Raw genomic sequence first — 23,272 nt, 5'->3', positions numbered from 1 at the left:
TGCATTTGCTTGTGCGTGTGCGGATCCCGCGCGCCGTCCACGCTCATCAGACGGCCGCTCGGGACGTTTGTCGTTGCTCGGTACACAGGCTGGCATTGTGATCAATGCCATGGCATTGAACGACTGCGCATAGGCGTGCCTACGGCTTGGCGGCGTTGGGTGAGTTGCCGCCGCCGGCACGCGTGCTTTTGTCGCCGCCGCTGCACGGATAGCGCTTTGCCAGCGCCTGGACGATCAAGTCAGGTGCGGCTTGGTCCTGGCGTGTATCGGGCAGCGCGCCGATATCGGCGATGACCGCCTGCAGATCGGGCGAGCCGGTGCTGCCCGCCGGCATGCACCAGCCGGTGCGATAGCTGGCGCTGGCGACGCCGAGCAGATACGCACCGGCGCGGCTGGCTGAAACAAGCACCTTGAACTCGCGTTGCTCCGGCGCGGTGATTTCTGGCGCAAGCGATCCGTCCAGTCCGGCGTCGATCAGCTTGCGGCCGCTGAGTTCCCACGGCTCGGGGGCACGCGCCGATGCCGTGGCGGACGTTGCGAACAAGGCGGCCAGGGCCAGCCAGCGAAGAGGGTGCTGCATCTGCACGCTCGGATGCGGTGGGAAGTGCACCATAGCGCGACCGGGGTGCGGCGTGGGCTTTGGCATGTGCTCTAGAATCGAAGGTTCCGCTGCACTGCCTGGCACTGTTCCGATGTCTTCCTCTCACGATGCTGCCGCGCCTGCGCGCAGCGGGTTAGTCGTTCTCGCCTTGTTGCTGGTCTACGTGGTGTGGGGCTCGACCTATCTGGCGATCCGCTTTGCGCTGGAAGGTGGCGCGCAGCCGCTGACGATGGTGTCCGGGGCACGTTTCATCGTCGCCGGTAGCGTGCTCTACAGCGTGCTGCGCTGGCGCGGCGTGGCGGCGCCAACGCGCGCGCAGTGGAAGAACGTGGCGCTGATGGGTGCGGCGTTGCTGCTGCTCGGCAACGGCATGGTGGTGCTGGCCGAGCGCAGCGTGTCGTCCGGGCTGGCCGCCACGGCGGTGGCGTCGGTGCCGTTGTGGATGGCCTTGTTCGGCGCATTGCGCGGGCAGCATGCCAGCGGCGGCGAATGGCTGGGCATCGTGATTGGCTTTGTGGGCGTGGTGTGGCTCAACGCCGGCAGCAGCCTGACCGCGACGCCGGTTGGCCTGGTGTTGCTGCTGATCGCACCGATCGGCTGGGCATTCGGGTCGGTGTGGTCGCGCGGGCGCGATCTGCCTTCGCCGTTCATGACCGCTGCCGGGCAGATGGTGTGCGGCGGCGTGCTGCTGGTCAGTACCGGCCTGCTGATCGGCGAGCGCCCGCAGGTGTGGCCGAGCCCGCAAGGACTGCTGGCGGTGGCGTACCTGTGCGTGTTCGGCTCGATCGTGGCGTTTACCGCCTACGTGTGGCTGCTGCATCACGTGCGGCCTGCGCTCGCCGGTAGCTACGCCTACGTCAACCCGGTGATTGCGGTCAGCCTGGGTGCCTGGTTGGGCCATGAGCGCTTCAGCGCGCAGGACATCGGTGCGATGGCGGTGATTCTGGCCGGCGTGCTGGTGGTCACCTTCGCCAAGGCGCGGCGATGAGCGCGGTGTCGTCGCAGGAAGCACGCCGCGGGTTGTTGATCACCGCCTCCACCTTCGTGCTGTGGGGGCTGGTGCCGGTGTACTGGCATCTGCTCAAGGCGGTGCCGTCGCTGCAGATCATCGCCCACCGCATCGTGTGGAGCACGGTGCTGGTGGTAGCCTGGCTGCTGGCGAGCTCGGGCCTGGGCTGGTGGCGCAGCATCGCGGCGCAGCCCCGCGCGCTGCGCATGCTGGCCGGCAGCAGCGTGGCGATCGCGTTCAATTGGGGCCTGTACATCTGGGCGATCAACGCCGGGCATGTGATCGAGGCCAGCCTGGGATACTTCATCAACCCGCTGCTGAGCGTCTTGCTGGGCGTGCTGGTGTTGAAAGAGCGCCTGCGTCGCATCCAGTGGGTGGCGGTGGCCTGCGCGGCGGCGGGCGTGCTGTGGCTGACCATCGATGCCGGCGCGCCGCCGTGGATTGCGTTGGGGCTGGCGGTGTCCTTCGGTATTTACGGGCTGCTGCGCAAATTGGTGGCGGTGGATCCGGTGGCCGGGCTGGGCGTGGAAAGCGTGTACCTGTTCGTGCCGGCGTTGCTGCTGGCGGCGTGGGGCGAGCAGGGCCACGGCGGCGCGTTCCTGAGCGGCTGGAGCCTGCGGACCGACGCGATGCTGATCTTCGGTGGCGTGGTGACGGCGCTGCCGTTGATCGGTTTCGCCTACGGTGTGCGGCGCATTCCGCTGTCGTTGGTGGGCATCCTGCAATACATCGCGCCGAGCCTGCAGTTGCTGCTGGGCGTGTGGTTCTTCCACGAGCCGTTCGATCAGGGGCGCGCGATGGGCTTTGCCGCGATCTGGGTGGGTTTGCTGTTATTTGTCGGCGACAGCGTGGTGCGGTCGCGGCAGCCGGTGCTGACGCGCTAAGTCAGCCACCCTGCACGCAGTGCGTGTGGCATTCATCAGTGCGATTGCTTCGCGTCAGCGTGCGCGATTGCCGTGCTCAACTCTGCGGCATCGCCAGGGGGTTGGCTACGGCCAGCGTGGACGCGGGCAGCGCCTGCGGTGCAGGGCAATGGCTGGGGTCTTGGTGCACCTGTGCCAGCCATTGGTCGATCGGCCCGCCGAGCACGTCCAGCCGTAGCGGCAGGCTCAAATGGTTTTCGCCCGGCAGTTCGAGGTAATGCGCACGCGCGCTGGCCAGGGCCAGTGCGCGGCCATGCGCCACCGGAATGTGCTGATCGGCATCGCCGTGCAACAGCAGCACGCAGCTGCGCGTGTCGGCCAGGGCGTGCGCGACATCGACACGGTCCAGGTCCAGCTTGAGCTGGGTGTCGGCCGCTGCAATCACCGCGTCGATATTCTGGTCGGCATAGCGCCAGCGTGCATACGCCGCCACCGCCCGCCCACGCCACCCGTGCGGCTGGCTGGCGAGCAGGTGCGGCACCATGTCGCGGATGCCGCGCCCGGCATTGGCGAAGGATTCCATCGCCACCACGCCGGTTACGCGCGGGCCGAGTTTGTCGGCCGTAAACAGCGCGGTGGCCGCGCCGTAGGAAATGCCGAACAGATACAGCGGCCCGCGGATTTCGCCGCGTGGTTGCAGGGCGTCGAGCACATCGATGACGTCGTCGGACTCGCGCGTGCCGTAGCCGGACGGCCCGCCGCCGGAATGACCATGGTTGCGCAGATCGATGGTGACCACGCGGTAGCCGGCCTGCGCAAGCTGCAGCGACCAGGGCAGCAGCGAGTCGCCATCCATCATCCAGCCGTGCAGCAGCACCACCGTGCCGCGCGGCGCCGGCGGTTTGGCAGTCGGTGCCTTGAAACTGAAATCCACATCCAGCGCATGCGCCGGGTCACTGCGCTGCCCCGTGTAGCGATAGTGCATGGCGTACTGGCCGGGGTCGATCGCGCGCCAGAAGATCGGCACGCCATCGCGCGTCACCACATGCCCGCTGCGATTGGGCACCGTGGCGATGGTGGCGGCAATGCGTTCTTCGTCCAGCAGCGGCGAGGTGCCACCGGGCGCAACCAGGCGCTCGCTGAGCGATGTCGAAGAAGAGGAGCAGCCGGCCAGCCACAGGCAGGCGCAGACCAGCAGAAGCAGGCGCGTCATGGCGATCAATCGATGGAGCAAACGGCCGAGCAGGCTACGGCCTGCCCGGCTGGCGCATCTACCGCACTGCGGTGACAGAACCATGACAGCCTGCAATACGTTCAGCCGCCGCCGCGTGCTTCGCCGCGGCTGTCACCATTGCCGATTCCCGGCGGGCCAAGGCCCGCCTACACCTCACGCAGCGCCGTGGTAATCGGCAGACGCGCCGCACGCAGCGCGGGAAACAGTCCGCCCACCAGGCCGATGCCCAGCGCCCACTTCAGCCCGCTCCAGAGCAGCTCCGGCGAGACCTTGAACTGGAAGACCACCTGGCTGAAGTTGCTGCCCAGCGTGGAGACGGTGTAGCCGTTGAACACCGCCCAGGCGATCGCGCCGCCCAGCAGCCCGCCCAGCAATGCCAGCAGCATGGTTTCCAGCATCAGCGCCATGATCACCGGCGTGCCGCGAAAGCCGATCGCACGCATGGTGGCGATCTCGCGCGCGCGCGTGGCCACCGCCGCATACATGGTGTTGAGCGCGCCGAATACCGCGCCCACTGCCATGATCGCCCCGATCACCGTGCCCAGGATGTTGATCAGCTTGTTCAGGCCGCCGCCCTGTTTGCCGTAGTAGGCGCGGGTGGTTTCCACATCCAGCTTGAGCCGCGGATCGGCAGCCATGGCGGTCTTGAACGCGCTGAAGCCTGCCTTGCCGTTGGTGCGCACGCTGATCGACTGATAGGCACTGCGGTTGTAGGTGGTGGCCAGCGTCTGCGCGTCGGTCCACAACTCCGAATCGTGCGCATCGCCGGAGGCGAACACGCCCACCACCGTCCACTGCTGGCTGCCAAGCGTGAGGGTCTTGCCCAGCTCCAGTCCGCGGAACTGGTTCAACGCGCCCTTGCCCACCACCATTTCGCGCAGGCCGGTGTTGAAGCGGCGGCCCTGCACGATCTTGACCTTGTCATGCACGGCCCAGGCCTGTTCGCCCACGCCACGCAGTTGTGCGTTGACGTCGGTGCCGTCGGAGCGGGAGGCGATGTTCACCACTTGCGACAATTCCGGCGACAGCATCGGGCGGCCATTGGCATCGGCGGCAATGCCGGGAAGGCTGCCGATCAGCGGCACCAGGTCGCGGGTAATCACCGAGTTGGTTTCCGCCTGCGAACCGCCGCGCAGGACGATCGCGGTGGTGTCGTCGCCGGTGCTGTTGAGCGTGGCCTGAAAGCCCTGGCCCATTGCCAGCATCGCCACCAGCACGCCGACCACGCCGGCAATGCCGACCACGATCACCGAGCTGGACCCCCAGCGCTGCGGCAGCGTGGCGATGCCGATGCGTGCGGCCGCCAGCGAAAGCCTGCCGCTGCGTGTGGCCACCAGCCACACCGCCAGCAATCCACCGATCGGCAGCAGCACCATCCACGGCAGTGCGATCCAGGCCGCCAGCCCGATTGCCAGCAGCACGACCGACAGCGCGTTGACCCCACGATCTTTCCATTTGCGTTGCATGTGCATGCTCCTGTCAGCGGCCGGCGAGTGCATCGACGATCTTCAAGCGCTGCGCGCGTAATGCCGGCAGCACACCCACCACGATGCCGATGCCGGCCATCAGCCCGACCGCGACAAGCCAGGTCTGCAGCGGCACGGTCTGGGTCGGCATCAGGCCGCCGCTGCGCGCTGCAACCGCCGGGATCACCAGCGCCGCCAGCCCCATGCCGATCAGCCCGCCCAGGCCGATCAGCAACATCGACTCCACCATCACCAGGCTCAGCACGGTGCGGTCCTGAAAGCCCAGCGTCTTGAGCGTGGCCAGCTCCGGAATCCGCTCGCGCACGGCCTGTGCCATGGTGTTGCCGGTCAGCAGCAGCAAGGTGAAAAACACCGCGGCCATGATCGAGGTGACGATCAAGCCGATATCGGCAAACTGCTTGACGAAGGCTTGCTGAAATGCCGATTCGGTCTGCGACTTGGTTTCATGGTCGGAGTTGGCCGACAACGCATCGACGGCCTGCGCCACGCGCGATGCCTGGTCGGCGTTGCGCAGCGTCACCGTGTACCAACTTACCCTGCTTTTGATGTAGTCGTTGGACTCGTCGAAGTACTTCCAGTTCATCATCAACTGGCGTTCCTGGTTGGCGGCCACGGTGCGGTCTTTCATGCGGAAGATGCCGACCAGTTGCAGCGGCCAGTCGTTGCTGCCGCCGCGCGGAAAGATGGTGGCCTGCAGCGGAATGGTGTCGCCGATCTTCCAGCCATTTTCCTTGGCCAGGCTTTCGCCAACGATCGCGCCGGTGCGCGTGGTCTGGAACGCCTTGAGCTGGTCCTTGGGCAACTGATATTCGCTGTACACATCGAAGAAATTGGGCGCCACCGAAAAATTCGGGAAGAAGTTCTTCGGGTCGCGGTAGATGCCGCCGAACCACATTGCCGAGGTCACATCGCGCACGCCCGGCACGCTGCGGATCTGGTTTTCCAGATTGATCGGCAGCGATTGGGTGATCGACAAGCGCGATGCCACCACCAGCCGGTCCACGCCGCTGACGCTGCCGCCGGAGGTAAAGGCCACGCGCACCGAATCGAGCATGCCGAACAATAAAAACGCCGCGACCACCGAGAGCAAGGTCAGCAAGGTGCGGGTCTTGCTGCGGAACAACTGCGCCCATACCAGCGAGAGATACTTCATGGCAGCGCTCCCTTACAGTGCAAGCGGCGCATCGGCCAGCTCGCCCTTGTCCAGATGGATGGTGTGGGTGGCATATTCGGCGGCCTTGGGGTCGTGGGTGACCATCACGATGGTCTTGCCGTGTTCGCGATTGAGCTCCTGCAGCAGGCGCAGGATTTCTTCGGCATTGTGGCGGTCCAGATCGCCGGTGGGTTCGTCGCAAATCAGGAAGGTGGGATCGGAGACGATCGCGCGCGCGATCGCCACGCGTTGCTGCTGGCCGCCGGACAATTCGCTGGGCTTGTGGTTGCGACGCTCCTGCAGGCCGACCAGGGTCAATGCGATCTCGGCATTGCGCTTGCGTTGGGCGGCATTGAGCGAGGTGAGCAGCAACGGCAGCTCCACGTTCTTCTGCGCGGTGAGCATCGGCATCAGGTTGTAGAACTGGAACACGAAACCGACGTGGTGACTGCGCCAGGTCGCCAGCTGCCCGCCGCTCATGCGATCGATGCGCTCGCCTTCGATCTCGATCTCGCCGCCGCTGGGGCTGTCCAGCCCGCCGATCAGGTTCAGCAAGGTGGTCTTGCCCGATCCGGAGGGGCCCATCAATGCCACGAAGTCGCCGCTGGCGATCTCCAGATCGATGCCGTGCAGCACCTGCACCTGCTCGGGGCCGCGTTGGTAGGTCTTGGTGATGTTGCGCAAACTGACGAGAGCGGACATGGCAACTCCTGGCGGTGCGATGGAAGAGGTGACAGCAGCGCGCAGAGCGACTGCGGATGTTGTGCGGCACTGCAGTAACACGATGAGCTGAAATGCGATGAAGCGATGGGGCGAGTGCAGGCAAAGGCATCGGCTGCTGTGGCGGCACCTGTGCGGCGCACGCCGCCGATGCCTGAAACGTGCCTGCGACGACAACGGCTGAGATATCGACGAACATCGCAACTGCAGATACGCAAGCACAGCCGATACCGCGTTACTGGATTTCACCGGCGTTCCTCGCAGCGCGACGCAGGCGCCTGCGTCGCTGCCGTTTCAATCAAACGCGCTTTCGGTATTCCCCTGAGTGGTGACCGCCTGCGCTGTGTTGGTTGTGCGTTATTCGGCAGCGTCCGGCGCTGCTTCGGTCACCTTGTCGCCATCGTTCAAGGTTTGCGGCGGATTGAGTACCACGCTGTCGCCTGCGGCCAGGCCGGAGAGCACCTGCCTGTGTTCGCCCATCACCATGCCAGTGGTGACGGCATGCGCGCTGACGGTGTCGTGCTCGCCGACCACGAACGCGACCGTGCGCGTGTCGCGCTCCACCAGTGCGGCGGCCGGGACGCGCACGCCCTGCGGCTTGGCTGCTTGTTGCGGTTCGGCCTGCTCCAGAAAGCTGACCCGGACACCCATTTCCGGCACGATGCGCGGGTCCTTGACCTTGAGCGCCACGCGCACTTTCACCGTGGCCTTGCCGCGGTCGGCGGTGGGGATGATGGCGATGACCTCGCCTGGAATCTTCCATTCCGGGTAGGCGTTGAGCACCGCTTCCACCGGCATCTTGGGTTGCACGCGGCCGATGTAGGACTCGCCCACTTCCACCTCGATTTCCAGCGATTCCATGTCCACGATGGTGCCGATACCGGTGCGGGTGAACCCGCCGCCGGCCGACAACGGAGAGACGATTTCGCCCGGCTGCGCCGCCTTGGCGGTCACCACGCCGGCAAACGGCGCGCGCACCACGTTGAAGTCAGAGCGGATACCGGCAATGGCCAGTTGGTCGGAGGCGACCTGCACATTGCGCTGCGCGTTCTGCAGCTGGGCGCGCAAGGCATCGCGCTGCGCAATGGCCTGGTCGTATTGCGAGCGCGACACCAGCTGCGCACCCACCAACGACTGCAGGCGCGTGGCATCGGCGTTGGCTACCGCCAGTTGCGCCTGCATGTTGTCGACCTGGCTGCGTGCGGCCGACAACTGCGAGGCCGACAAGCTGCGCTGCGCATCGGCATCGAGCGGGTCGAGTGTGGCCATCACCTGGCCCTGTTCGACGCGCATGCCTTCTTCGATCATCACCTCGCGCACCTTGCCGGTGACTTGCGCCGACACCGTGGCCATGCGTCGTGCCACCACATAGCCGGAGGCGTCCAGCACCGATGCGCTGCTGCTGCCGGCGCTGATCGCCACCACCGGCGCGGTCTGCACCTGCACCACCGGGCGGCGCGTGAACCACCACGCGGCGGCGGCCAGCACGATGACGAGGATCACTGCGGCGAGGATCCAGCCGGTACGGCGGGCGGGCGGCGGCGTGGCAGGGCGCTGGCGGTCGATGCGGAGTTGCTTGAGCAGATCGGCGGAAGTGTTCATCGATGACCAGGACGGAAGGCTGCGCGAAATGTGACGGTCTACAGGCGATGCCGCAAGCTGCCGGAAGTCACCAACTGCGGTGCGGCGACAAACGGTCGATGCGCCGATGCCACCGCCAGCTGGTGCGCAGCATGCAGTCAGCACGGCGCGCTCACCAGTGACAGCTGTCATCTGCACGCCATGACACCGGCAACTGGTGCACCAGCGCTGCGGCAGGCCATGCTGGCGGCTCCTCCGGCAATCCGCTAACGGCATGCTTTCCTTCGCATTTGCAGACTGCACGTATCTGGCTTGCGCTTGCGCAGGCCAATCGCAACCCCGGTGGGCGATCGCATCGCAGCAAGCACCGGGAGCATGCATGAGGCCGCTCACCCGTATCGTCCTGCACGCAGCCGCACGCAGCCGCACGCAGGCGGGCCCGGCAGTGGCAGAATCCGCTCATCCACACGGACCTTTGCTGATGCGCCTCCGGTTTCCCGCATGGCTTCGCCCCGCCGCCAGTTCGCAGGTTGCCGCGCGGCTGGCGCAGGGCCAATCGCCGTGGATGGACAGCGTGCACTTGCTGTGGTCGGCCTGGGTATTCGTGGTGCCGGTGTTTTCTGCGCGGGGCTACGACAGGACCTGGCTGTTGTGCACGCTGCTTTCGTATCCGGTTTTCCTGCTGCTGTACGCACGCATGTTGCTGGCGCCACGCGGCACCTTGTATCGCTACGCCTGGGCGATGGCGGTGATGAGTGCTGCCTTGTTGCCGGTGTATTCGTCGGGCATCAGCTACTTCATCTTTGCCTGCCTGAGCTTGCGTCCCTCCACGCGGCCTGGGTTGTGGCGGCACTTTGCGATGTTGCTGCTGATGAACGCGTTGTACCTGAGCTGGGCGCACTGGCTCGGGTTGAGCATGCAGGCGCTGGTGTGGATGCCGGTGACGGTACTGGGCATGGCCGCCGTGGGCGCGGTGTACAGCATCAACGAACGCAAGGACGCGTTGCTGCGCTTGTCGCAGGACGAAGTTCGTCGTCTGGCGGCCACTGCCGAACGCGAGCGCATCGGCCGCGACCTGCACGATCTGCTTGGCCATACCTTGTCGCTGGTGGCGCTCAAATCCGATCTGGCTGCGCGCCTGATCGAGCGCGACCCGCAGGCCGCACGCAACGAGATCGACGCGGTGGCGCAGGTCTCGCGCGAGGCGTTGGCGCAGGTACGGCGCGCGGTCACCGGCATCCGTGCTGCCGGCCTGGTTGCCGAACTGGCATCGGCGCGGGTGCTGCTGGACCTGGACGGCATTGCGCTGGAGCAACAGCTGGAGCCGCTGGCCTTGCCGCCCGAGCACGAAACCGCGCTTGCGCTGGTGGTGCGCGAGGCGGCCACCAATGTGCAGCGCCACGCGCAGGCAAGACGCGTGCGTGTGCAACTGCGCGCGCACGGCGATCAGGCGGTGCTGGAGATCACCGACGACGGCCGCGGCGGCGTGATCGTGCCGGGCAACGGCCTGGACGGCATGCGCGCACGCCTGCACGGCCTGGGTGGCGCGCTGGATGTGCAGGCCTTGCCGCGCGGCATGCGATTGCGCGCCAGTGTGCCGTTGCCGCGGCCTGCGGTTGTCCCCGCAACGCCGCCGGTGATGCCGCAGCCGCTCTAACGCGCCCCGGTTGCGCTGCCAAGTGCACGGCATGCGTCGGCGCTGTTATCGTGCGCAACCGTTGCATGCATGCGAGCGCGACCGATGATCCGGGTGTTGTTGGCGGAAGACCAAGCCTTGCTGCGTGGCGCGCTGGTGGCCTTGCTCGGGCTGGAGGACGATATTGCGGTGGTCGGCAGCGCCGGCGATGGCGAAAGCGCGTGGCGCGAACTGCAGCGCCTGCAGCCGGACGTGCTGGTCACCGATATCGAGATGCCTGGCCTGACCGGGCTGGAACTGGCGCAGCGGATCCAGCGCCAGGCGTTGCCGGTACGGGTCATGATCGTCACCACGTTCGCGCGTCCGGGATTTTTGCGCCGTGCCCTGGATGCCGGCGTGGCCGGGTATCTGCTCAAGGATGCGCCGGCCGAACAGCTGGTCGATGCGTTGCGGCAGGTGCACCGCGGCGGGCGGGTGATCGACCCGCAGCTGGCCATCGATGCGTGGGTGGAAGCAGACCCCTTGAGCGAACGCGAACGGACTGTGCTGCGGCTGGCCGGCGAAGGCCGCTCCGCCAGCGAGATCGCCCAGCAGTTGCAGCTCTCGCACGGCACGGTGCGCAATTACCTGTCCGAATGCATCGGCAAACTGGGCGTGGCCAATCGCATCGAAGCCTACCGCCTGGCGCGGCAGAAGGGCTGGTTGTAGTGCAGCCAGTCGATGGTTTGCGTGCGCGGGAAGCTGACGTTTTCGGGGTGCGGGATTGCATGCAGGTGCGCCGCGCCTAATCGACGCGACCGCACTACAAAGCCCCCATCGACGACGGTGCATCGGTTGCTTCATCCGACAATCTGCAGCTATTCCAAACGCGTGCGAAGGCATGCGATTTGCACCCAGGTACACTGCACAGCATCGAAAAACACGGCGAGCGATGCATGAAATCTCTGTGGCTGTCGGGCCTGCTGTGGATATGCGCCTTCAATGCGTCCGCCGAGCAATTCAAGATATTGGTGGCTGCCATTCCCAACCAGTATCACCACGACTATATCCCCGTGGCCAAGCCGCAATTCGAAGCGATGGCGCGCAAGCATTATGTCCAGATGGTGTGGGCGTGGAATGCCAAGGCGTTCGATGGCGACCTGTCGCAATACGCGGCCATCGTGTTGCTCAATACGCCGGCCACCGATCTCGACCCGGCGCAGCGGGCCAACTTCCAAAAATACGTGCGTAACGGCGGCGGCGTGGTCGCGGTGCACAAGGCCTTTGCGATCAAGCGCGGTGAATGGGAGTGGTACGACCACATGATCGGCCGCTCGTTCCGCACCCATCCGTACATGCAAACGGCGATGGTGGATGTGGCCGACGCCAATTTCCCGGCCACTGCCGGCCTGCCCAAGCGCTGGGTATGGAGCGACGAATGGTACGAATACGATCCGCCCTACAGCGACGACTTGGTCACGCTACTTACCGTCGACGAACGCAGTTATGACCCCACCTTGATCTGGCCAGGGCAGGTCGCCAAGGGCATGGGCCAACAGCACCCGGTGGCGTGGTACCACCACTTCGAAGGTGGCCGCGTGTTCGCCACTGCGCTGGGCCATCTGGCCGAAGCCTACAACGACCCACGCTATCTGGAACACTTGTACGGTGGGATCTATTGGGCGGCCACCGGCAAGGGCATCGAATCATCGGCGCCAGCGGCCAAAACAAAACGCCAGCGTTAGGCACCAGCCCCTCTTCCCGGCGGGAGAGGGGTGGGTAAGGCGACGGGCGAGGCCAGCCGCGTGGGCCTACTTCAATCGGCTGCACCCGCATTCTCGTCCGCCCCTGCGGGGCACCTCCTTCCCCATGAAGGGCAGACGATGTCCCAGGGAGAAGGAACTGCATGCTGCCACTGTGTGCCGATCATCTGCCGAGCCGCGTCAGCCCACCATCAACCGCGACCCCATCACCGCGCAGACCGCTCTCCACGCGCCATGCTGGAAAACACCCCGTCGCGGCGTATCCAGGCGTGAAACAACGCCGCGCTCAGATGCCCCAGCACGGTGGCAAATAACAGATACGCCAGCCAGCCATGCGCGCTGCGCAGCCAGGCATACAGTGCAGGATCGTGCGGTGCGATCGCCGGCAGGTTCGCGCCTGGCCACAGCACGATCGGGTAGGCGCCGGCCGACAGCATCGCCCAGCCGATCAACGGCATGCCCAGCATCAATGCATACAGCAGCCAATGCGAGGCAATCGCGGCAGCCCTTTGCCATGCCGGCAGATCGGCCGGCAGCGGCGGCGGGCGATGGCGCAGGCGGTTGATCAGGCGCAGCACCGCCAGGATCAGGATCGCGATGCCCAGCGGGCGATGCAGATCGATCAACCACGGCCGCTGCGTCACCGAGGCCACCATGCCCACGCCGACGAACAGCATGGTCAGGATCATCGCGGCCATCAGCCAGTGCAGCACGCGCGCTGGCAGATTGAAGTGGGTACGGCGGCTCATTGGCGTGCTCCCTGGCCGGTGGCGGCGCTGCCCGTGCCGTTGGCGATCTCGCGCTCGCGGCGGTTGAACGATTGCGAATACACCGACGAGCGCGCTGCCAGAATCGGGTCATTCGATGCGGCAAGGCCCTTGGGCAAAATCAACGGGTCGTAATTGAGATCGCGACACGGGCCGGTGGCCTGCGGCTGCGCACGCTCGATCGAGAGCGTGCCGGCCACGATCTGCTTGCGGCGTTCCGGCCACGGTTGCGACGGGTCGTCCACCGCATCGCCGGGCTCGGCGATGGTCAGCACCATGTCCCAACGCAGCGGCCCGTGCGCCAGCCGCGCGTCCAGGTCGGTGGCGAGAAAATCGCCATCGGCCTGCTTGCGTTGCGCGGCGCTCAGTTCCTTGAATGGCGTATGCGGGCGCATCGACCAGCGGATGTAGCGTTCGCGTCCGTCGGCGGCAATTGCGCGAAACGCATTGACGCCGTTGTATTGCGTATTGGCCCAGCTGTCCGACCACGGCGCAGTCTTGGCCCACTGCTGGAACTTGGCCGCTTCCGGATACTGCTTGCCGAACGCCGCCAGTTTTTCGGGGTCAGGCTTGCCGGTGGCCGGGTCTGGTTTGGAGGCCACGTTGAGCGCCTGAAAGCCGGCCGGCGTGGCGACCACGAAGAACGGGAAGCTGTTCATCGCCGTGCGCCATTCCTGCCCATCGTCGCTGCGCAACAGCAGCGCCATGCTGCGTACGCGCGCCTGCCCGTCGGGCCCGTGCGGGTCGCCACCGCCGATGGACATGCGCCCCAGCACCGGCGTGCTGGGCTGGCTGAAGATGCGCGCCGACGACAGCCAGGTGGCCTTGCCGCTGGACTGGAATTGCCCGCTCACGCACACCCCCTTGGTATGCGCGCGGCGAAAGCCCGGATGCGGCGGCCCGCTAGATTCGATGGTGTCGGTCATGCGCGCGGCAGTGAGCCGGTCGCCACCGATCCAGCCGGCTGTCCAGGCAAACGCAAGCGCAACGCCGCCGGCAATGGCGGCAATCCCCAACAATGGCAGCACGGGACGGCGCGCGCGCGGGGGCGAGGGAGGTGGCAACGTCATGGCTGGCTCCGGTGGTCGATACTGTGAGTGGTTGATACGAGTGAGACGACATGCGAGCCGCGTTATTCCCTCGTCCACCAACGACGGTGGCACGCACCGATCGCGGGAATAATCCACGCTCCAGTGCGTCTACCGTGTGATGCCACCACCACGCCCGCCAATGGATGCTCTGGACGATGATCAACTGCGCGCCGTGCTGCCGGCGCTGCGCCGCTTTGCGCGCTCGCTGAGCGGCGAGCCCGCCAGCGCCGACGATCTGGTGCAAGCCACACTGGAGCGCGCGCTGCGGCGGTGGCAGACCCGGCATACCGCCGAAGCCCTGCAGCCCTGGCTGTTCGCCATCCTGTACCGGCAGTTTCTGGATGGGCAGCGGCGTGCCGCGCGCTGGCAGCGGGTCGTGGGCCTGTTCGCGCCGCAGCAGCCCAGCCAATCCGCGTCCGCTGAGCAGGTGCACGACGGCCGTGCCATGCTGGCCAGCCTTGCATCATTGCCGGCCGAACAACGCGCGTTGTTGCTCTTGGTCAGCGTGGACGGTTTCAGTTATCGCGAAGTGGCCGATACCCTCGGCATCCCGATCGGCACGGTGATGTCGCGCCTGTCGCGTGCGCGCGAACGCCTGCGTGCCGTGAACGAAGGCCAGGTGAATCACGCACCTGCATTGAGGATCCTGAAATGACCACCATGCCGCCCGACGAACACGCGCTGCACGCCTACGTCGATGGCCGCCTGACGCCAGAGCAACATGCAGCAGTCGCAGCCTGGCTGCAGGCACATCCCGCCCAGGCCGCGCGCGTGGCGGGCTGGAAGCGCGATGCCGAAGCGCTGCGTGCCGCACACGCCGGCCTGATGGCGGAGACTGGCGCCGTCGCCTTCACGCCTGCGGCGATTCGCCGTGGCCTGCAACAGCGCCGTCGTGCCGCGTTTGCCGTGGCCGCCAGTTGCGTGCTGGCACTTGGCCTGGGTACCGGGCTGGGTTGGCAGCTGCATGCGAGCCGGATCGCCAGCCAACGCGTGCCGATGGCCGATGCAGTGGCCGCCTACCGCCTGTTCGCCGATGCCGACGCGCATCGGGGCGTTGGGTTGGACGTGCAGCGCCGCGCCGAGTTGGAACCGTGGTTGCGCACGCATTTCGGCAACGCAGGCGTGGTGCCGGATCTGCGTGCGCAGGGGTATACGTTGCGCGGTGGGCAATTGCTGTCCACACCGGAAGGCGCGGCCGCGATGCTGGTCTACAGCGATGCCGACGGCGCACGCATTGGCCTGTATCTGCGTCCACGCAGCGGCCCGATGCCGACCGGCGAGCGCCGCGATGGCCGGCTGTTGGCGCAGTACTGGGCCGAAGGCGACACCGCATTTGCGCTGGTCGGCCCCGCGACGCAGACACGCATGCGCACGATCGCGCCATTGTTGCGTCGCCAGGGCTGACCAGCGCAGCGCCAGTGTTGTGCCGGCCTCAGCCTGATTGCAGCGCTGCCCGCGCTCAGCCGCCGTAGCGTTGCTGCAGCATCGCGAACGCCGAGCGCAGCGCCAGCGCTTCGCCGCCGGCGGGGCGGCCGGGGCGGTCGCTGTCATTCCAGGCGTAGACGTCCAGATGCGCCCACGGCTGGCCGGGTGCCACGAAGCGTTCCAGATACAGCGCGGCGGTGACGGCGCCGGCCATGCGCGAGCCGGCGTTGGCCATGTCGGCCACATGGCTGTTGAGATAACGCAGGTATGGGCGCCATAGCGGCATGCGCCACACCGGGTCGCGGGTCTGTTCGCCGGCACTGATCCAGGCCTGCGCCAGCGCATCGTCGTTGGCAAAGAGCGCAGGCAGGTCCGGGCCCAGCGCGATGCGTGCCGCGCCGGTAAGCGTGGCGAAATCCAGGATCAGATCCGGGTGCTGCTCGGTGGCATAGCTCAGCGCATCACACAGCACCAGGCGGCCTTCGGCATCGGTGTTGTCCACTTCCACCGTCACGCCGGCGCGGGTGGTGATCACTTCACCAGGGCGGAATGCATCCGGGCCCACCGCGTTCTCCACTGCCGCAATCAGCAGCGTCAGCCGCACCGGCAACTGCTGCGCCATTACCAGACCGGCCAGCGCCAACGCATGCGCCGCGCCGCCCATGTCCTTTTTCATGTTGCGCATGCCATCGGCCGGCTTCAGATCCAGCCCGCCGGTGTCAAAGCACACACCTTTGCCGACCAGCACCAGATGCGGATGCGCCGTGTCACCCCACTGCAACTGGATCAGTCGCGGCGCGCGATGCGAGGCGCGCCCCACGGCATGGATGGTGGGGAAGTTCTGCGCCAGCAACGCGTCGCCGACGATCGCATCGACTTGTGCGCCATGCGCCTGTCCGAGCGTGCGTGTGGCCTCTTCCAGATGCTGCGGGCCCATGTCTTCGGTGGGCGTGTTGACCCAGTCGCGCACGCGCAGGCACGCCTCGATCAGTGCATGCGTCTGTGCCGAGGGCGTTGCAGCCAGTTCGGCCGGCGCGCGCGGCACCTTGCGATAACGTGAAAAGCGATAAGCGCCCAATCCCCAGCCCAGATGCAGCAATGCCTGCTCGGCATCGCTCAGCGGGTTGGCCAGCGTCCAGCGGCTGGCCGGCGGTAGGGCCATCGGCGCATGCGCGTAGGCGTAGGCATCGGCCCGGTCGCCGATCCCCAGGACCGCGCCGGCCAGCCCGTTGTCGCCCGGCAACAACAGCACGCTGCCCGGCGCGGCATCGAAACGCTGTGCCTGCGCCCACGACAGCACACCGGTGGGCTGCTCCGCGCACCAGCGCGTAAAGTTCTCGCGGTCGAGCACATACAGCGGCAAGGCTGCGGCATGGGGATCGGTGAAACCGGTGAGGTGCGACATGGAAATCCTCGAGTGCAGCGCCGTGCGCCGCGCAGAGTGGCTCAGGCGGGAAGGGTGATGCCGGCGTTCATCGGGCCTGGATGCGGCTGCTGCGCGTCCAGCCAATCGGCCAGCCCGGTCATGCTGTCGAATTCCAGATCCGGCTGCTGGGTGGGATGCGACCACACCGCGCCCTCGCGATTGATCCAGCAGGCGCGCAGGCCGGCATCCAGCGCGCCCAGCACGTCCATGCGCACGTGGTCACCCACATGCAGCACTTCCGAAGGCGGCACCTCGAGCCGGGCACAGGCGGCCAGGAAGATGCTCGGGTCGGGCTTTGCGCTGCCGTGTTCGCGCGAGCCCAGTTGAAACGTAAAGTGGTGCATCAGCCCGATGCGCTGCAAATCGGCATTGCCGTTGCTGAGCGCGGCCACCGGCACATGGGCGGCAATGCGCGCCAGCGCGTCGAGCGCATCCGGGTAGCATTCCACCTGGTTACGCGCCGCATAGAACACCTCGTAGGCCGGCTCCAGCAACGCCAGATCGCCGCCGCTCTCGCGCAACGCCATTTCCAACGTCAATCGGCGCAGCGCGCTGAGGTCGTGATGCAGGTGCGGGTTGTCGGCAAAGCTGCGCTCACGCAACTGGCGCATCGCCTCCACCGGAAAGCGCTCGGCAGTCACCGGGCTGTGCTCGCGCATCCAGTCGTACAGCACCTGATCGATCCGCGCCCCGATCGGCGCAAAGGGCCACAACGTATCGTCGAGGTCGAGGGTGATGGCGCGGATGTGGAAGCTCATCGCACGATTGTAATGCCGGGAATAGAGAGTCGGGAATCGAGAATGGGTAGAGCAGCGCCTCTGCGCTTGCGATTCCCAACTCCCGATTCCCCATTCGCGGCTACTCAAGCAACCGCGCCCAGCGCTGCATCCCGTCCACCCGGCTCAGCACCATCTTGATGCAGACCAGCAACGGCACCGCCAGCAGCAGGCCGACCATGCCCCACAGCCAGCCGAACAGCATCAGCGCCAGGATCAGCATCAGCGGCGAGATCGCCATGCGTCGGCCCAGCACGATCGGTGTCACCACCTGGCCTTCGATCGTGTGCAGGGCCAGGTACAGGATCGCCGGCAGCAGCGAGGACAAGGTGGTGCGAAATTCCACAAAACCCATCAGCAGCATCAGCATCACGCCGATCAACGGGCCGACATACGGTGCGAAATTCAGCAATGCGACCACCGTTCCCCACAGGATCGCTTCGGGCAGCGGAATCTGCAGCACAGACAAAATGCCGGCAAATACCAGCCCGACCAGGGTGTTGATCACGCTGATGGTGAGCACGTAGCGCGAGACCTCGCGCTCGATGTCCAGCATGATCTCGGTGGTGAACCGTTGCTGCTGCCGGTTCGGTAGCAAGGCGATCGCATGCCGCTGCAGGCTTTCGCCATACACCATGAAGAAGAACGTCAGAAGCACCACCGCCAGCACCGAAGCCGCCAGCTTGGGCGTGCGGACCAGCGCCTTGTAAGGGTCGTCCATCTGCGTGCGCACGATCTGCACGCCGCGCTGGCCTTCGCCACCGGCCGCGCGTGCAAAGTTTTCCGCTGCCTGGTTGGCTTGCATCACCGGCTTGGTGAGATCGCGCACATCGCGCGCAATCTGGCGCATCTGCCGTGGTGCCTGTTGCACCCATTCGGCGGCAGGGCCGGCCAATTGCGTGGCCAACGTGACGGTGCCGGCCAGGCCTAGGCACAGGATGAGCAAGGCGCCGAGAAACCGCGGGATGTAGAGCTTGCGCAGACCCCGCAGGATGGGGTTGCCGATCAGCGCGAAAAACGCGGCCAGCATGATCGGCAGGATGATCGTCTGCGCTGCCCAGAGGGTGTAACCAACGGCGAGCGTGGCCAGCACCACCAGCGAGGCCGGCGCGCGCGGGCGGGGCGCCGGTGCGGGCGGAAGCGAATCTGCCGCGGTGACGGCATCCGGTGAGTCGACGGGAAGAGACATGCGCGCCCTGGCAGCAGACTGGCGTGCTGCCAGCGGTGCGCCATTATCGGCGCAATGCGTCAACGGCGCGCACAGAGCCTGTGGGCAGGATGTCAGCGAACCAACGCTAGTCTGGCGGACTCGGCAGCAGCGCCCCTGTGCAGGTCGCGGGGCGTAGAGTCGGTTGTCGAAGTGGGATTGCCAGTGACCGCAGGATCCTGCCGCATGCTACTGACTGCGACAGCACGCATGCCGTGCGGAATTGGTGGTCAGGCGTCAGCGCTCTGGGCGAGGAAAGGACCATTCGTCGCACGATTCCCGCATTTCAGCGCTGATATCCGTCAGCCTTCGCAGCGAGCAGTTATCCAGCGGAAATAGACAGCGCGGATGCCAGCATTGCGGGCCCGTCGTGCAGCGGTCTTTCCAGCAGTCACCCAGCACAGCACGCGCGGACTGCATGCAGCGCCGGGATCAGAATGCAGCGCCAGGACCACGCGGCGGTCGCACCTCTTCAAAGCGGCACTGGTATGTCGATGCCTTGCACAGGCAATCCGCTACTCTCGACGGCGGCCTGGCAAAGCCCTAGCCGCCGTGAATACCGTCCGCGCTCAGGCGGCGCGGTCGGCCGGGACCTGCACCACGGTCACCGGCGGGTCGGCTGCAACTTCCTCGGCATTGTCTGCCGCACGTTCGGCCTGCTCGGAAGCCTCCTGCGCACGGTGTGCAGTGAACAACGCAGAGATGGTACTGATCATCTGCAGAAGCTTGGGAATACCGCCAAGCTTGCTGGCGATGCTGCCCAATGCCGCTTGCGGTTCGTTGCGGCCGGTAACGAAGCCGAGCCCGAAGCCCACCGTTACGATCCGCAGTGGCGACCACCCGGCACGCCAGGTCTGGCGGAGTTCGCTCCAGTGCAGACGCGTTTCTTGCGCGCGTCCTTCGACCAGAAACTCGGCGCGTTCGACGCGTTGACGCAAGGTTCCAAACTTCATGGGCGTGCTCCACTGGCAGAGGTTGCCGCGTCATCGTCCTTGCTCGGGTCATCGAAAATTCCCAGCTTGATGAGCTGACGGCGCGTTGCATTCATGCCGGTGTGGTCGAAGTAGAAAAACACGCGCCATGCCGCGATGCCGGTCACCAACAGACTCGCCAACGCAGTGAAAAACATCGCCTGGAACCACGACAGCCCGGCACGTTGCAGCAGGGCGATGATGGCACCGGCCAGCAGCAACCACGACGAGGCACCGAACACCACGGCTACGCAGGCCCAGGCCAGGCCACGCCCGAATGCGCTGCGTGCCAGTTGCAGATCGGCCGACACCAGCCGGCGCAAGGCGCGGCTGGTGTCCTTGGCCGAGCCCAGCGCTGCACGGCCGGCTGCGCCGACCGCACGTACGCTTTCGTCCAGTCCTGGCGTCTGCGCGCTTGCGTCTGGCGCGTCGGTTCCGGCAGCGGGAGAGGCCTGATCGCTCACGACTTAGTTGTCGTTGCTGCGTGCCAGCTTGGCGATGACCCAGCCAGCGGCGAAGGCAACGCCGAAGGCAGCCAGCGGACGCTCGCGAATCAGATCGGTGGCGCTTTCCAGCAGATCGTTGCCCTTGGCAACCAGGACATCCATCTGCTCCTTGGCAGCGGCACCGCCGAACTCGGCAGCGGCCATGCCGGCCAGCGCGGTGTCGGACAGCTCGGCCTTGACGTTGGCGCGACCGAGCTTGAGCTCATCGCCAGCGGCGCTGGTGGCGCCCCTGACCGCTTCGCCAGCGGCGCTCGCTGCCGACTTCAGGTGGGTGCCGGCTTCGCTCAGGTTTTCCTTCAGCTGATCGGTATTGGTGGGGCTCATGCGATATCTCCTTCGGTCATTGATGGCAGCCGCCACTCACGTGCGGTCGAGCAGTAGCAATAGCATCGGGGGGGTGTAGGAGGCGTTAGTGGAAGCAACGCCCGGTACACATCGCGTCAACGCATCAGCGCGTCGTACTGCGCGTTGCCACGCAGGATGCGTACGACAAGCTGCTGCGGTTTACGCTGGAAATTGGCCCGCCAGCTGGCAAGGTCGGCGAACTCGCCCACGCTGCTGGCCACGATCACATCGCCGGCGACCAGGCCGTTGGCGGCAGCGCGACCGCCGCGTTTGACCTCGCTCACCATCACCCCGGTGATGCCTGACTGACGCAGCGATTCGGGGAGATCGACGAAGGTCGCGCCGGTCAGGCGCGGGTCCAGCATATCGCCGGTGACGGCGCGGTCCTGCTCTTTCAGCGTGGCCTTGAGCTTGAGCGGCTTGCCATCGCGACGGATGTCCAGGGTCACCGCACTGCCAACCGCCTGCAGGCCTTCGTAATTGTGGAGCGCCTCGGCGCTGTCCACGCGCTGGTCGTTGGCCCCTACCACGACATCGCCCGGTTGCACGCCTGCCGCCGCCGCTGCGGAGCCCGGCAACACCCGTGTCACCAAGGCGCCACGCAACGAATCCACGCCCAGGCCCTGCAACATCTGCTGGGTGAGGTTCTGGGTTTCCAGGCCGAGCGTGCCGCGCACCACCACGCCCTTGGTCACCAATTGCTCCACCACATTGCGCGCCAGGTTGGACGGAATCGCCAGCCCAAGGCCGATATTGCCGGCCATGCTGCCCTGTGGATTGAAGCTGGCGGTATTGATGCCCACCAACTGGCCTTGCAGGTTGACCAGCGCGCCGCCGGAGTTGCCGGGGTTGATCGAGGCGTCGGTCTGGATGAAATTCTGATAGCCCAAGCCGCGAATTCCGCTGCGTCCCACCGCCGAGACGATGCCGGAGGTGACGGTCTGGGTGAAGCCGAACGGGTTGCCGATGGCCACCACGAAATCGCCCACGCGTAGCGCGTTGCTGTCGGCCAGTTTGATATCGGTGAGGTTGTCGGCCTTGATGCGGATCAGCGCAATATCGGTATCGGCATCGGAGCCGATGAACTCGGCCTTGACCGTGCGTCCGTCGCCGAGCGTCACCTGCACGTCGTCGGCGTTTTCGATGACGTGGTGATTGGTCAGCACGTACCCTTTTTGCGCATCGATGATCACGCCCGAACCCAGCGATTCGTTGATGCGGTCCTGCGGCACCTGCGGAAACAGCCGGCGCAGGATCGGGTCATTGAAGAACGGGTTGCGGACGCGCACCACTTGTTTGGTGTTCACGCTCACCACCGCGGGCATGGCCTGCTGCAGCATCGGCGCCAGCGATGGCACTGGCTGGCCGGCCACCGCAGCCGGCAATGCGGCGGCCGTCGGCAGGGTAAAGGCGGCGTTGCTGGGGGGCGTGGCTTCGGCGCGATTGTCCAGCCAGGCGTTGATGCCGGTGGCGGCAAATCCGCCGAAGGCAGCGGCCAGCGAAAGAGTCAGCAGGGTAGGCAGCGGTCGCATGGAACGGATTCCGGGTTACGCGGTGGATGAGGAATAGGGCGTCTGACTGCGTAAATCAAGCTGAACGAGAGTGCCTGCGCGCAATTTAACTGCCGGTGAAAGTGCCGCACATCCCTTGCCCTGATTGCGTTGACAGCCCGACGGGCCGGGCGTAGCGTCCGCTTGATCCGATGCCTGTTCAGCATGTTGCGTGCGGTCGCGCATCGCCTAAGTTTCCCGCACTGACGCCCTTAAGGAGGGTCTATGAGCAACGGCAATGGCGTAACGGCAACCCTGTCCGACGCCGTCGATAGCGTAAAAAGCACCGCCACCGAATTGACCGAGACCATCGCCAGCACCGCCAGCGAGGCGGTCGCCAGCGTGCAGGGGGCCGCAGGCACGGCGGTGGAAGAGGTCAAGACGCAGGTGGCCAAAGCGCGCAAGGCGGTGGTCAAGGTCGAAAAGAACGTGGCCAAGAACGCCGGCACTGCGGCCACCGCAGTGAAACGCAGCGTGGCCAAGACCAAACGCTCGCTGGCGGCCACCAAGGACGCTGCCAAGGACAAGCTGGTCGCCACCACGGAAGCCGCCAAGCAGAAGCTCACCGCCACCAAGGACGCGGCCAAGCAAACGTTGACCTCGACCACGCAGGCCGCCAAGCAGAAGTTGAGCAGCACCAGTGCCGCGGCCAGGAAGAAGATTACCGACACCAAAGCCGCTACCAGGCGCAAGCTGGAAACCGCCAAGGCCAATGCCAAGGCCGAAGCGGCCGCATTGAGTGCCAAGACGGCTGCCAAGAGCGCCGCACGCAAGACCGCCGTCGCAACGGTGAACGCACGCACGGCGGCGAAGAAGGCAGCGAAGAAGGTAGTGGCCAAGCCGGCGGCAGCGACGAAGACGTTGGTCAAGCCTGCAACAAAGAAGGCGCCGGTCGCCAAGCAAACCGCGACCAGGCAGGCCGCAGTGAAGAAGGCCCCGCTCAAGAAGGCCGTGACCAAGACCGCGCTGAAGAAAGCCGCCAAGGTGACCAAGACCCCGGCCACGCGTGCCGTGGCAAAGACCACCGCCGCGCGCAAGGCAGTGGGCAAGAAAGCGGCAAAGCGCGTCACGCGCTGAGGTTGTCACGCTGCGGCGCAGGGTGCGATGTGCGGGTCGCCAGGTAGCCTGGAAGGCGTGCAACGCACGCGATAGGTGTCACCGACCCTGGGCAATGGTGAAGAC

Annotated in this window: 23 protein-coding genes; 8 read left to right on the top strand and 15 right to left on the bottom strand. The window is 66.1% G+C overall.

What is annotated here, in order from left to right; all coding sequences use genetic code 11:
- Positions 1-139: 139 nt before the first annotated feature.
- Entirely contained in the window at positions 140-613 is a 474-nt protein-coding gene (locus ACCQ16_RS19055; protein ID WP_057681246.1) for a Rap1a/Tai family immunity protein, read from the bottom strand.
- 31 nt (positions 614-644) lie between these two features.
- On the opposite strand from ACCQ16_RS19055, the gene yedA reads away from it, so the two are divergent.
- Positions 645-1,589 (top strand): drug/metabolite exporter YedA, encoded by a 945-nt coding sequence (gene yedA, locus ACCQ16_RS19050; protein WP_031424669.1) that lies wholly within the window; start codon positions 645-647, stop codon positions 1,587-1,589.
- The gene (gene rarD / locus ACCQ16_RS19045) at positions 1,586-2,494 is read left to right on the top strand and encodes an EamA family transporter RarD (RefSeq protein ID WP_057681248.1); all 909 of its coding nucleotides are present in this window, start codon (positions 1,586-1,588) and stop codon (positions 2,492-2,494) included. Before yedA ends, rarD begins: the two co-directional genes overlap by 4 nt.
- A gap of 76 nt (positions 2,495-2,570) precedes the next feature.
- Here the strand turns inward: rarD and ACCQ16_RS19040 are convergent, their stop codons facing one another.
- The 5 genes from ACCQ16_RS19040 to ACCQ16_RS19020 form a co-directional block, all read right to left on the bottom strand.
- The gene (locus ACCQ16_RS19040) at positions 2,571-3,686 is read right to left on the bottom strand and encodes an alpha/beta hydrolase family protein (protein WP_014091326.1); all 1,116 of its coding nucleotides are present in this window, start codon (positions 3,684-3,686) and stop codon (positions 2,571-2,573) included.
- 167 nt (positions 3,687-3,853) lie between these two features.
- A complete protein-coding gene (locus ACCQ16_RS19035; protein ID WP_029820629.1) occupies positions 3,854-5,179 on the bottom strand; it encodes an ABC transporter permease in 1,326 nt (441 codons plus the stop codon).
- 7 nt (positions 5,180-5,186) lie between these two features.
- On the bottom strand, positions 5,187-6,347 hold the full coding sequence (locus ACCQ16_RS19030; RefSeq protein ID WP_008574771.1) for an ABC transporter permease: 1,161 nt from the start codon (positions 6,345-6,347) through the stop codon (positions 5,187-5,189).
- Positions 6,348-6,359: 12 nt separating this feature from the next.
- Complete coding sequence (locus tag ACCQ16_RS19025; protein WP_010374850.1) at positions 6,360-7,049, bottom strand: ABC transporter ATP-binding protein; 690 nt, start codon at positions 7,047-7,049, stop codon at positions 6,360-6,362.
- Positions 7,050-7,424: 375 nt separating this feature from the next.
- Complete coding sequence (locus tag ACCQ16_RS19020; protein WP_014091322.1) at positions 7,425-8,669, bottom strand: efflux RND transporter periplasmic adaptor subunit; 1,245 nt, start codon at positions 8,667-8,669, stop codon at positions 7,425-7,427.
- A gap of 460 nt (positions 8,670-9,129) precedes the next feature.
- Here ACCQ16_RS19020 and ACCQ16_RS19015 point away from each other — a divergent pair, with 460 nt between their 5' ends.
- The 3 genes from ACCQ16_RS19015 (at position 9,130) to ACCQ16_RS19005 (ending at position 12,008) form a co-directional block, all read left to right on the top strand.
- Entirely contained in the window at positions 9,130-10,305 is a 1,176-nt protein-coding gene (locus ACCQ16_RS19015; protein ID WP_014091321.1) for a sensor histidine kinase, read from the top strand.
- Between the two features lie 84 nt (positions 10,306-10,389).
- Positions 10,390-10,992, top strand: a complete 603-nt coding sequence (locus ACCQ16_RS19010) for a response regulator transcription factor (RefSeq protein ID WP_003486570.1) — start codon at positions 10,390-10,392, stop codon at positions 10,990-10,992.
- 227 nt (positions 10,993-11,219) lie between these two features.
- The gene (locus ACCQ16_RS19005; RefSeq protein ID WP_008574780.1) at positions 11,220-12,008 is read left to right on the top strand and encodes a ThuA domain-containing protein; all 789 of its coding nucleotides are present in this window, start codon (positions 11,220-11,222) and stop codon (positions 12,006-12,008) included.
- A gap of 224 nt (positions 12,009-12,232) precedes the next feature.
- Here ACCQ16_RS19005 and ACCQ16_RS19000 read toward each other — a convergent pair whose 3' ends face one another.
- The gene (locus ACCQ16_RS19000; protein WP_008574781.1) at positions 12,233-12,775 is read right to left on the bottom strand and encodes a cytochrome b; all 543 of its coding nucleotides are present in this window, start codon (positions 12,773-12,775) and stop codon (positions 12,233-12,235) included.
- On the bottom strand, positions 12,772-13,863 hold the full coding sequence (locus ACCQ16_RS18995) for a catalase family peroxidase (protein ID WP_011348897.1): 1,092 nt from the start codon (positions 13,861-13,863) through the stop codon (positions 12,772-12,774). The genes ACCQ16_RS19000 and ACCQ16_RS18995 overlap by 4 nt, the downstream gene beginning before the upstream one ends.
- 160 nt (positions 13,864-14,023) lie before the next feature.
- Here ACCQ16_RS18995 and ACCQ16_RS18990 point away from each other — a divergent pair, with 160 nt between their 5' ends.
- Together ACCQ16_RS18990 and ACCQ16_RS18985 are read left to right on the top strand one after the other, a co-directional pair.
- Positions 14,024-14,539, top strand: coding sequence for an RNA polymerase sigma factor (locus ACCQ16_RS18990; RefSeq protein WP_218499320.1), 516 nt, complete (start codon positions 14,024-14,026; stop codon positions 14,537-14,539).
- Positions 14,536-15,288: an anti-sigma factor family protein gene (locus tag ACCQ16_RS18985; protein WP_127167763.1), complete on the top strand. Its 753-nt coding sequence runs from the start codon at positions 14,536-14,538 to the stop codon at positions 15,286-15,288. Before ACCQ16_RS18990 ends, ACCQ16_RS18985 begins: the two co-directional genes overlap by 4 nt.
- A gap of 55 nt (positions 15,289-15,343) precedes the next feature.
- Here ACCQ16_RS18985 and ACCQ16_RS18980 read toward each other — a convergent pair whose 3' ends face one another.
- The 7 genes from ACCQ16_RS18980 to ACCQ16_RS18950 all read right to left on the bottom strand — a co-directional run bounded on the left by ACCQ16_RS18980 (position 15,344) and on the right by ACCQ16_RS18950 (position 22,072).
- Positions 15,344-16,714 carry a leucyl aminopeptidase family protein gene (locus ACCQ16_RS18980; protein ID WP_057681254.1) on the bottom strand — a complete coding sequence of 457 codons (1,371 nt, stop codon included), beginning with the start codon at positions 16,712-16,714 and terminating at the stop codon, positions 15,344-15,346.
- A gap of 41 nt (positions 16,715-16,755) precedes the next feature.
- The gene (locus tag ACCQ16_RS18975) at positions 16,756-17,493 is read right to left on the bottom strand and encodes an HAD family hydrolase (protein WP_277573278.1); all 738 of its coding nucleotides are present in this window, start codon (positions 17,491-17,493) and stop codon (positions 16,756-16,758) included.
- Between the two features lie 100 nt (positions 17,494-17,593).
- On the bottom strand, positions 17,594-18,700 hold the full coding sequence (locus ACCQ16_RS18970; RefSeq protein WP_029820624.1) for an AI-2E family transporter: 1,107 nt from the start codon (positions 18,698-18,700) through the stop codon (positions 17,594-17,596).
- A 587-nt stretch (positions 18,701-19,287) separates the two neighbouring features.
- Positions 19,288-19,671, bottom strand: a complete 384-nt coding sequence (locus tag ACCQ16_RS18965) for a hypothetical protein (protein WP_011348892.1) — start codon at positions 19,669-19,671, stop codon at positions 19,288-19,290.
- Positions 19,668-20,153, bottom strand: coding sequence for a phage holin family protein (locus tag ACCQ16_RS18960; RefSeq protein WP_008574791.1), 486 nt, complete (start codon positions 20,151-20,153; stop codon positions 19,668-19,670). The genes ACCQ16_RS18965 and ACCQ16_RS18960 overlap by 4 nt, the downstream gene beginning before the upstream one ends.
- A 3-nt stretch (positions 20,154-20,156) precedes the next feature.
- Positions 20,157-20,519, bottom strand: a complete 363-nt coding sequence (locus ACCQ16_RS18955; protein WP_008574792.1) for a hypothetical protein — start codon at positions 20,517-20,519, stop codon at positions 20,157-20,159.
- Positions 20,520-20,635: 116 nt separating this feature from the next.
- Positions 20,636-22,072 (bottom strand): Do family serine endopeptidase, encoded by a 1,437-nt coding sequence (locus tag ACCQ16_RS18950; protein ID WP_218505227.1) that lies wholly within the window; start codon positions 22,070-22,072, stop codon positions 20,636-20,638.
- 243 nt (positions 22,073-22,315) lie between these two features.
- Between ACCQ16_RS18950 and ACCQ16_RS18945 the strand changes: the two genes are divergently transcribed.
- A complete protein-coding gene (locus tag ACCQ16_RS18945) occupies positions 22,316-23,167 on the top strand; it encodes a histidine biosynthesis protein HisIE (protein WP_277573280.1) in 852 nt (283 codons plus the stop codon).
- The last annotated feature ends 105 nt before the right edge of the window (positions 23,168-23,272 follow it).

The organism is Xanthomonas sp. NCPPB 1062, assembly GCF_041481705.2.
In the GTDB taxonomy this organism is placed as follows: domain Bacteria; phylum Pseudomonadota; class Gammaproteobacteria; order Xanthomonadales; family Xanthomonadaceae; genus Xanthomonas; species Xanthomonas euvesicatoria.
Note: the sequence above shows the minus strand (reverse complement) of the source record. Positions and strands in the feature narration are given on the sequence as shown.